General features: G+C 70.1%; 1 protein-coding gene. It reads right to left on the reverse strand.

Annotation, left to right across the window (positions count from 1 at the left end; all coding sequences use genetic code 11):
- Positions 1–30: 30 nt before the first annotated feature.
- Complete coding sequence (locus tag ACLF6P_RS29785) at positions 31–1638, reverse strand: IS1182 family transposase (RefSeq protein ID WP_415954531.1); 1608 nt, start codon at positions 1636–1638, stop codon at positions 31–33.
- Positions 1639–1824 lie beyond the last annotated feature (186 nt).

Genomic DNA, 1824 nt, shown 5'->3' on the forward strand with positions numbered 1-1824 from the left:
CTGACTCTGTCGGGGATCTTGGCGGTCTGCTCAGTCTCTGGCGGACCGCCAGGACCTCGGCCGGGTGATTCCGTGCTGGTCCAGGTAGTTCTGGAAAGCGGTCGGCGGCCTCGACGGAGGTGATTCTCCCGTCGGTGGCCGTCGGCTGAGGCGCTCGATGTTTGCGGCGATGGCTGTGAACACGTGCTGTAAGTGGGCTTTGTGCTGTCCCCGGTAGCGGCAGTGGCGCATGCCGTGTCCGTGGGCGAGCTCGTTGATGGTGCCTTCCACTCCGGAGCGGACCGCGTAGCGGGCCTGCCATTGGGGTGTCTGCTGCTCGGCGCGGACGCGGAGTTGCAGGTCGCGGAGTTCTCGCGGGGGAAAGCCCACGCTCCGGGCGTTGTCGGCGGTGGTCGTGCAGCGGGTGCGGACCGGGCAGGGACGGCACTGGCTCTTGGTGAACCGCGCGATGATCAGCGGTGCCGCGGTGGGTGAGGAGGTCGGGTAGGGGCCGTGCCATCCCGCGCTGGTCTCGCCCTGCGGGCAGGTGACCTGGCGGCGGTCGAAGTCGATGTGGAAGTCGTCGCGGCCGAAGCCGTTGTTCCTGCGGTTCTGGCGGGTGGTGTTGACCGGCAGTGGTCCGGTGACCGTGACCTGGTGTTCGCGGGCTGCCTGTTCCAGACGGACCAGGGAGGTGTAGCCGCCGTCGACCAGGTGTTCGGCGGGCAGCAGCCCGCGGCGCCCCAGCCGGGTGTGGATGCCGGGCAGCGCCTTCGCGTCGTAGCCGGTGGCGTCGGTGGTGGCCACATCTGTGATCACGTTGACGCCGTCGGGATCACAGGTCTCGGTGAGATGTGCGACGAACCCCTTCCACCGGGTGTCGCCGCGGCGCGCGTAGCGGGCGCTGACGTCGTAGGGCGAGACGACAGCGACGGCCGAGGGCGGCAGCCCGCCGTCCTCGGCGGTGCGCCAGCGCAGGCGGCCGGCCCCGTTGCGGTAGTAGTTCTGCACCATGATCTGCCGCAGGGCCTGGACGCGGGGACCGGACAGGCGTTCCGGCCCGTGCTGCCCGAGGTGCTCGATCAGCCGGACGGCGTCGCCTCCGGTGGCGAGGGTCCTGGTCTTGGGGCGGGTGGGGTTCTTGCCCAGTCGGACCGGGCGGCCGTAGCGGCGTCCCCACTCCTCGTCGACCAGGCCGGCCAGCAGGTGCGACGCTGTGCCGGCCAGTTCTTCCAGCGCGGCGCGGACGGCCTCGGTGACCAGTTCCAGCCGGGTCAGGTCGCGGACCGCGGCCAGGACGTGGGTGGCGTCCGTGCGCTGGGTGGTGCGCTCGCGGACGAGACCGGCCTCCTTCAGACGCGCGAGCGCGAGATCGAGGAGACGGTCGGCCCGCCCGTCCTCGGTGAGACGGTCGCGGAAGTCGGACAGCACGCTGTGGTGGAAGCCGGGATCGTCCAGCTCCATGGCCAGCGCGTACTTGAAATCAATGCGACAGCGAACCGCCTCGGCCGCCTGCCGGTCCGACAGACCGAGCAGGAACTGGAGCACACAGACGGTGGCCAGCTGAGCAGGTGAGAGGCCGGGGCGGCCGTCGCGCGGGTACCAGTCGGCGAAGTCCTCGTCACGCCACAGCCCGCCCAGGTGGTCTCTCACCCACATCGCCGTCGTACCGCCCGGGTTGCTTGCCCGCGCCATCTGCGCGGTCAGAGACGGGACTTGCTCACCAGAACGGGCGTGGAGCGACAACGGGCACCTCGACAACTGCATCGGTTCCTGAACAGAGCCGAGCATGCCCGTTGATCACGCTGCCCCGCCGGGGATCCTCAAGATCCCCGACAGAGTCAG

Origin of the sequence: Streptomyces lothianensis (assembly GCF_047779955.1) — a bacterium.
Lineage (GTDB): Bacteria > Actinomycetota > Actinomycetes > Streptomycetales > Streptomycetaceae > Streptomyces.

Excerpts from the sequence above, each read along its gene's own strand:
- ACLF6P_RS29785 (WP_415954531.1), bottom strand. The coding sequence starts at position 1,638 with ATGTGGGTGAGAGACCACCTGGGCGGGCTGTGGCGTGACGAGGACTTC.